Below are 7,757 nucleotides of genomic sequence, written 5' to 3'. Positions count from 1 at the left end.
ACATTACTAATACGCCATAAGGCGAGGGTGAAGCCTGGCCTAATTAAAGAGAAAACAACGAAGAAAGGGAGTTCTTGACATGGTGCCGCATAAGAAAAGCCCTTGCGAATATCGCAAGGGCTTGAGCTTTCGTGGCTCCCCAGCACGGACTTGAACCGCGGACCTAGTGATTAACAGTCACCCGCTCTGCCAACTGAGCTACTGGGGAACAATCTGTTCGTGTGAAGCGAATGACTGTTTAAATAAAACGACTGTAACGGTCAAGTAAAAAAATCAATTATTTTCACTTTTCATCAATTTGTTGAGGGCTTTTGGTATATTAATGTATATACACGGGCGTTGCGCTCTTTCGGACCATTGTGAGCGTCCTCTTTTTTTTGGATTATATGCAATTTCAGGTTGTTGTTGAATATATCGTTTTGGGGTGACGAAAAATGAAAATTGTCTGAGAAAATCATGGGGCAGGTTGTTTTTGCCCCGAGTATTTCAGGAAAGCGTGAAGGGCTGTTTTTGATGAAAAACGTTTTTTTGAATGAGTGAAGTGGGGTGTTTTGCCGAGAATGGATGGTGAACGAATCGATGAGACTGATCGTGGGGTTTGTGTGGAAAGGATAAAGAGAAAACTGTGAGTTTCTGAAATGTTGGAAGGTAAAAAAGAAAAGGCTGATACGGTAATTCGTATCAGCCTTTGAGCTTTCGTGGCTCCCCAGCACGGACTTGAACCGCGGACCTAGTGATTAACAGTCACCCGCTCTGCCAACTGAGCTACTGGGGAACAATTTGTTCGTGTGAAGCGAAAGAGGGTTTAAGTAAAACAACTCCGGCGGTCAAGTGAAAATTCCATTTTTTTCGAGAAAAGTGTAAAAAGTCTCAATCGGGGGGTAAAAGGCCCATTTTCTTGACGGGAAGTGTTATTTGGCTTACGAAATCAACGTCTCTTGTTTTTTTCTAGACTTTACAAGAGACAGGGATAAATACTTTGGGACAAAATAAGAAAAAGAATAAGAAAATCAAGCTCGCAACCAAGTCGCCATACGCGGCTCGGTTTATGCCGATGCTCGAGGCCCTTCAGGCCAAGGATGAGTTGAATTCTGTTATCAAGACTCGCGTTGAAAAGGCGTGTGGTCTTATGGACGAGAATGTTCACCTGTACCCCAACGATTTCAAACGCGACACGGAAATCAAATCCATAGTGGATGAGTTCTTCGAGGCCGATAATGAAACGCTTGAGGCTGGAGAATACCATTTCGCCATTGCAGGACGCGTTGTCTCCTACCGTTCTTTCGGTAAGGTGACGTTCTTCAATCTTAAAGATCGCAGCGCCAAGATTCAGGTCTATGCGGCACGCGATGAACTCGGTACGGAAGCGTATAAATTATTTAAGAAAACGGATATCGGTGACATCGTTGGTGTGACGGGTGCCCTTTTTCGCACCAAGACGGGCGAATTGACCGTCAAAACCAAATCGTTCAAGCTGATTACCAAATCCATGCGGCCTTTGCCGGAGAAATATCATGGTTTGAAGGATGTCGAGACCCGCTACCGTCAACGGTATGTTGATCTCATCGTGACGCCGCGAACCATGGAAATTTTCAAGGCTCGGACTGCAATTATTCGTGAGCTTCGTGATATCCTTGATGAAAAAGGATTCATGGAAGTCGAAACACCCATGATGCAATCCATCCCTGGTGGCGCGACAGCCAAACCTTTCGAGACGTATCACAATGCGCTTGATATGAAGCTGTATATGCGTATTGCACCGGAGTTGTATCTCAAGCGGCTTCTGGTCGGTGGGTTTGAACGAGTGTATGAGATCAACCGAAATTTCCGGAATGAAGGTATTTCGACACAGCATAACCCGGAATTCACCATGCTTGAATTCTACTGGGCGTATGCGAATTTTGAAAACCTGATGGATTTGACCGAAGAAATGTTTTCTCGCATTGCGAAGAAAGTGACCGGCTCGACGGTTGTTCCGTATCAGGGAGAACAGATTGATCTGTCGATCGGAGCCTGGACTCGGATGACCTTCCACGACTCATTGAGAAAGGTCGGTGGTGTGTCGCCTGAGGTGTACTCGGATTACGACAAATGTCGTGATCTGGTAAAAGAAAAAGGCGAAAAGGTGGTCGAGGGAGAAAAGCTTGGGAAACTTCAGGCCAAGTTGTTTGACCTGCTTGTTGAGCCAAAGCTCGTTCAGCCGCATTTCATCTATCATTATCCGACGGATATTTCGCCGCTTTCCAGGCGCAATGAGGCTAACCCCGACATTACTGATCGATTTGAGCTGTTCATGACAGGACGCGAATTGGCAAATGCCTTTTCCGAACTGAATGATCCTGTCGATCAACGGGGGCGTTTCGAGATTCAGGTCGAGGAAAAGGAAGCTGGGGACGAAGAAGCGCATTTCATGGACGAGGACTATGTGCGTGCTCTCGAATATGGTATGCCGCCAGCGGCCGGTCAGGGGATCGGTATCGACAGGCTTGTCATGCTGATGACTGACAGTGCGTCCATTCGCGAAGTTATCTTGTTCCCATTGCTCAGGCCGGAGGCCGGGTAGGGCTTTCGCCCACGAGTCAATTATATGCGATTTGAATCGTTTATCGCACTGAGATATTTGTTTGCTCTGCGCAAACAGTCTTTTATCTCCGTTATATCGTTGTTCGCGGTCTGCGGCGTGGCTCTTGGAGTCGGCGCATTGATTGTCGTCATCGGTGTAATGAATGGGTTTTCTACGGATTTGCGAGATAAAATACTCGGTGTCAACGCACATGTCCTGGTCACGTCGCTGCGTGGCGGGATCAAAGATTATGACACGCTTGCCAACGAAGCAAAAAAGGTATCTGGCGTCACTGGTGTGACGCCTTTTATCTATTCTGAGGTCATGCTGTCGACCCGGAATGGCGTCAAAGGCGTGATTCTTCGGGGAATTGATCCGAGGACGTCCGATACAGTCTTGAGTTTGTCCAAGGACATGATCAGTGGCGATGTCAGGCGACTTGGGGATGCCAATGATTTCCCGCGAATTATTATCGGGTCCGAATTGGCGAAGCGATTGGGATTGATCGAAGGATCGGAAGTTAATTTGCTTTCGCCGTCCGGTCGATCCGGTGCCGCCGGTTTTACGCCCAAGATTCGACGATTTATCGTTGCGGGTATTTTCCGGACCGGGATGTTCGAGTATGATTCCTCCTTGGGATATGTCAGCATTCCAGCCGCCCGAAATCTTTTGGGATTCAAGGGCGATGTCGTATCAGGTTTGGAAATTAGCGTGGACGATGTGTACAATGTGGACGCCATTTCCAAAGACTTACGTAAAAAGATTGCGAGTTTTACGGTCTATGTTCGGCACTGGCAGGAAATGAATGCCAATTTATTCGCCGCGTTGGAATTGGAAAAGACAGCCATGTTCATCATTCTTGCGATGATTGTTCTTGTCGGTTCTTTCAGTATTGTGACAAGTTTGGTCATGCTGGTTATTCAGAAAACCAAAGACATTGCAGTTCTCATGTCCATCGGAGCTAATGCCAAGAGTATTCGGAATATTTTTATGCTTCAAGGAACACTGATTGGCCTTGCTGGAACTCTGATAGGGTTTCTTATCGGTGTGCCGTTGAGTTTGCTCTTGAAGAAATATCAGTTTATCAAATTACCAAGTAATGTGTATCCGGTTGATTATCTACCGGTTCGTCTGGAGACTTGGGATATGGTGGCCATTGGTGCTGCGGCATTTTTGCTGTGTTTTCTGGCAACCATCTACCCGGCGTGGCGGGCAGCGGCCTTGAACCCGAGCGAAGCCTTGCGTTATGAATAAAGACCCTATATACCAACTGGTTGCCGTGAGTAAGGATTTTGATGGTCCGTCGGAAACAGTCCATATCTTGAACAAGGTCGATCTGACCATTGAACAGGGTGAGTCCGTGGCTGTTCTCGGTGCTTCGGGGTCGGGAAAAACGACATTGTTGCACATGCTCGGCACATTGGATCAGGCGACCAGTGGACAGATTTTCATGAATGGTGTGGAATTGAATACACTGGGAAGCGGGAAACGGGCCGAATTACGGAATCGCGATATCGGGTTTGTTTTTCAGTTTCATCACTTGCTTCCAGAATTTTCAACGCTGGAAAATGTTGCCATGCCGGCGTTTATCGCGGGTAAGGGACGATCCGAAGGGTTGGAACGTGCAAGAGAAGCGCTTGAGATGGTTGGCCTCGGGCACAGATTGGACTATAAGGTGACAACCCTGTCAGGGGGCGAGCGGCAGCGTGCTGCGATTGCACGGGCTATCTTGCTTCGACCAAAAGTCCTTCTTGCCGATGAGCCTACCGGCAATCTTGATGGAGAAACAGGCGACATGATTGGTGAATTGTTGATGACTCTTAATAATGAATTAGGCATGACATCTGTTGTTGTGACACATAATCCAGAACTTGCAGGTATGATGCATCGGCGTGTTGAATTGCGTTCAGGAGAATTCTATGCTCACTAGTTTGGTCCGTCGGTTTGCCATTGGGGTAATTACTGCGTGTTTTTGCCTGATCACGACGATGGCCTTTGCGGCCGAAAGTCTTCATCAGGATATCAAGGTGACTGTCTTGCCTTTTGAGGTCAATGCTGGTGACGATTTGTCCTATCTCAAGGACAGCTTGCCGGAATTGTTGACTGATCGGCTTCAGGAAGCTGGTTTTGATGTCGTCAATCAGGAAGAAGTCATTCGTCTTGTTGAAGAAAAAGGCTACACCCGCTTTGACCCAACCTCTGCTCGTGAAATTGCACTTCTTGTCGGTGGTGAATTTTCTGTATACGGATCGTTGAATCAAATCGGTGACAGTTTGACATTGGATGCCCGACTGGTCGATGCGTATGCAAAAGGTCCGGGCAAGAAAATTTCTGTGACCAAGAAAGGGTTAATTAACCTTTTGCCTGCTGTGGATGCCTTGGTTGACCGAATGCGGATGGATTTACTCCGTCAGGATGTGGTGGCCGAAGTTGGTGTCGAGGGCACGCAGGTCTTGGACAAAGAAGTGGTCATGATGCGCCTTACTTTGCAGAAAGGAGATATCCTGACTGCAAAATCTGTGAATACAGCACTGAAAAATATTTATGATCTCGGCTATTTTGATGATGTACAAGTCAAAGTTGATTCAGTCGAGGATGGCAAAAAGGTCATCTTTGTAGTCAAGGAAAAACCACGCATCCAGGCTTTGGGTGTGCGTGGAGCCGATGAAATCGATTCCGAAGACATTCTCGAAGCCGTTTCTACCAAAAAGGGTGGCGTTGTTAACCCCAAAGTTCTCGCCGATGACATTCGCGTTATCCGCGAGATGTATCGTAAAGAAGGCTATTACAAGGCCAAAATTACCCATGAGGTCGAAGACGCCGGCACGGGCATCGCACGTTTGACTTTTGTGGTTGACGAAGGGCCTCAACTGTACATCGAGAACATCATCATTGATGGTGCCAAATTGATGGATCCAGATGACGTTAAGGACGTGCTCGCTCTTCAGGAACGCGGCATGTTTTCCTGGATCAGCGATTCAGGTGTGCTGAAGGAAGAACTTTTGGAGCGGGATGCCGCTGCCATCATGGCCTTGTATCAGAGCAAAGGATTTCTGACTGCCAAGGTCGGGCAACCTGATGTCGAAATCAAGGACTCTGGCATCGACGTTATTTATCGTGTTTGGGAAGGTGATCGCTTCAAGATGGGGCAGACTCTGTTCAAGGGTGACCTGATCGAAGATCCTGCTCAGTTGATTAAAGTGACATCCATTGATGCGCTTCATGATGAAGATGAGTATTTTGACCGGACGCTTCTCAAAAATGATATTGAAGCCTTGACCGGCTATTACAATAATTATGGCTACGCATATGCGGATGTCGGGGTGAACCTCCAGGACAATCAGGAGACCAAGGTTGTCGATGTGGTCTACCACATCGTCAAGCATCAGCGAGTTCACATTCGCCGTGTCCTTATTGAAGGGAACACCCGGACACGTGATAATATCATCATGCGGGAAATGCGGTTGGCTGATGGAGATCGATTCAGTGGTGATAAACTGAAACGGTCGAGTCAACGACTGACAAATCTCGATTTCTTTGAAAAAGTGGATATTTCACCTGTTCCGACAGGAAATCCGGAAGAAATGGACTTGGTCGTCAAGGTTAAGGACAAATCGACCGGCAAGATTAGTGGTGGTATTGGATACTCGACGTATGATGGGGTGTTCTTTGGTGGGACCATTGGCGAGAAAAACCTTTTTGGTAAAGGGTATCAGGCCAGTTTCGAAGGGCAGATTGGTGGCACGAGAACATCGTATGTCGCCAAGTTCATCAACCCTCGCATCAATGACACGGATTTGGGATTTGGGATTCAGGCTCATAACAATGAGGTTGAATACAGTCAGTACAGCAAGGATGCCATCGGAAGTAACTTGTACTTCTTCTATCCTTTGGGTGAATACACCACATTGAAGTGGGATTATGGTCTTGAAAGCTACAATATCACAGATGTTGCTTCGGATGCTTCCGACGATGTCAAGGATGACGAAGGGTCTCACCTTGCATCCATGCTTTCAGCGAGTATCTCTCGGAATACTTTTGACAACTATATGTCGCCGACAACCGGAACAAAATTGGTGTTCAATTTGATTTTTGCCGGTGGCCCCATTGGTGGTACCGATGATTATATCAAGTATACCGGCTCGCATGATTGGTATACGCCGGTTTTCGAGAAAGTCGTCTTTCATACCAAGGTGTGGGCGGGGTATATTCATGAAAACTTTGGCGGCGGGAAAATTCCGACAGCGCCTCGTTTTGAACTGGGTGGCGTGAACAGTATTCGCGGGTACAGCAACTATGATATTACGCCAACGGAAGGTCCTGACTCCTCCTCGACTCTTGGTGGTGACAAGGCGTTTTATACTAACATTGAGTTGAAACGTCCTATCAGTGAAGAATTGGGTATCACTGCATTGGCCTTTTTTGATGCTGGTAACTCTTGGAAAGAGGGAGAGATGTTCTTTGAATCTGTAACACGGTATGGTAGAAAACAGTCTTTCGGGTTATATAAGAGTGTCGGTGCCGGTATTAACTGGAATTCTCCGATGGGTCCCGTCGGCTTGGTGTATGGATATGCACTGGATCAGCTTGATGATCATGGTCGCCATAAGGTCGAATTGCTTATGGGACAACAGTTCTAATGTAATAATGATTTTTATTTTAAGGAGTTATACAATGAAAAAAGTGTGTCTGCTGGCAGTGTGCTTTGTCTTTCTTTTTCAGGCTGCGGCATTTGCTGAAACAAAGATTGGTATTTTTGATGCCAAGAAAGTGATGCAGGATTGTCTGTATGGCCAGGATGTTCGGGCAAAACTCGATGCCAAGTTCGGAGCTCGTGGTGAGCAGCTCAAAAAGGAACGGGAAGCACTTGAGAAGTTGAAACTGCAGATTGAAAGCAAGGCCTTTGACGAAAAGACCATGCAGGATAAGATCGTTGAAATCCGTCGGAGAAGCCGTGATTGGACAGAAGATTTTCAGGTCTACCAGAAGTCCATCCAGCGCGATCAGAATGCATTTGGTAAGCCGATTCTCAAGAAATTGGAAAAAGTGATCATGAACTATTGTACGAAAAATGGTTTCACCATCGCTTTTGACAAGCAGACCCCTGGTCTTGCCTTTATTGCTGAAGGTTTGGATATCACTGGTGCTATCACCAAAGAACTCGACAAGATGAAAAAATCTGGAAAGTAGTTTT

General features: G+C 46.8%; 5 protein-coding genes and 2 tRNA genes. 5 read left to right on the top strand and 2 right to left on the bottom strand.

The window, feature by feature from the left end; translation table 11 throughout:
* Positions 1-132 precede the first annotated feature (132 nt).
* Together GO013_RS12335 and GO013_RS12330 are read right to left on the bottom strand one after the other, a co-directional pair.
* A tRNA-Asn gene (locus GO013_RS12335) sits at positions 133-208 on the bottom strand.
* Positions 209-699: 491 nt separating this feature from the next.
* Positions 700-775 (bottom strand) — tRNA-Asn (locus GO013_RS12330).
* Positions 776-1,054: 279 nt separating this feature from the next.
* On the opposite strand from GO013_RS12330, the gene lysS reads away from it, so the two are divergent.
* From lysS to GO013_RS12305, 5 genes are read left to right on the top strand one after another with little or no spacing between them, the layout of a single operon-like run.
* Entirely contained in the window at positions 1,055-2,563 is a 1,509-nt protein-coding gene (gene lysS, locus GO013_RS12325; RefSeq protein WP_163811551.1) for a lysine--tRNA ligase, read from the top strand.
* Positions 2,564-2,587: 24 nt separating this feature from the next.
* Positions 2,588-3,817, top strand: a complete 1,230-nt coding sequence (locus GO013_RS12320; RefSeq protein ID WP_163811549.1) for a lipoprotein-releasing ABC transporter permease subunit — start codon at positions 2,588-2,590, stop codon at positions 3,815-3,817.
* A complete protein-coding gene (locus tag GO013_RS12315) occupies positions 3,810-4,493 on the top strand; it encodes an ABC transporter ATP-binding protein (RefSeq protein ID WP_163811548.1) in 684 nt (227 codons plus the stop codon). The genes GO013_RS12320 and GO013_RS12315 overlap by 8 nt, the downstream gene beginning before the upstream one ends.
* Positions 4,483-7,203, top strand: a complete 2,721-nt coding sequence (bamA, locus tag GO013_RS12310; RefSeq protein ID WP_163811547.1) for an outer membrane protein assembly factor BamA — start codon at positions 4,483-4,485, stop codon at positions 7,201-7,203. Before GO013_RS12315 ends, bamA begins: the two co-directional genes overlap by 11 nt.
* Positions 7,204-7,237: 34 nt before the next feature.
* Positions 7,238-7,753, top strand: a complete 516-nt coding sequence (locus GO013_RS12305) for an OmpH family outer membrane protein (RefSeq protein WP_163811546.1) — start codon at positions 7,238-7,240, stop codon at positions 7,751-7,753.
* The last annotated feature ends 4 nt before the right edge of the window (positions 7,754-7,757 follow it).

This window comes from Pseudodesulfovibrio sp. JC047 (genome assembly GCF_010468615.1).
In the GTDB taxonomy this organism is placed as follows: domain Bacteria; phylum Desulfobacterota; class Desulfovibrionia; order Desulfovibrionales; family Desulfovibrionaceae; genus Pseudodesulfovibrio.
The sequence above is the reverse complement of the archived record's forward strand: the minus strand, read 5'-3'. Positions and strand labels throughout refer to the sequence as shown.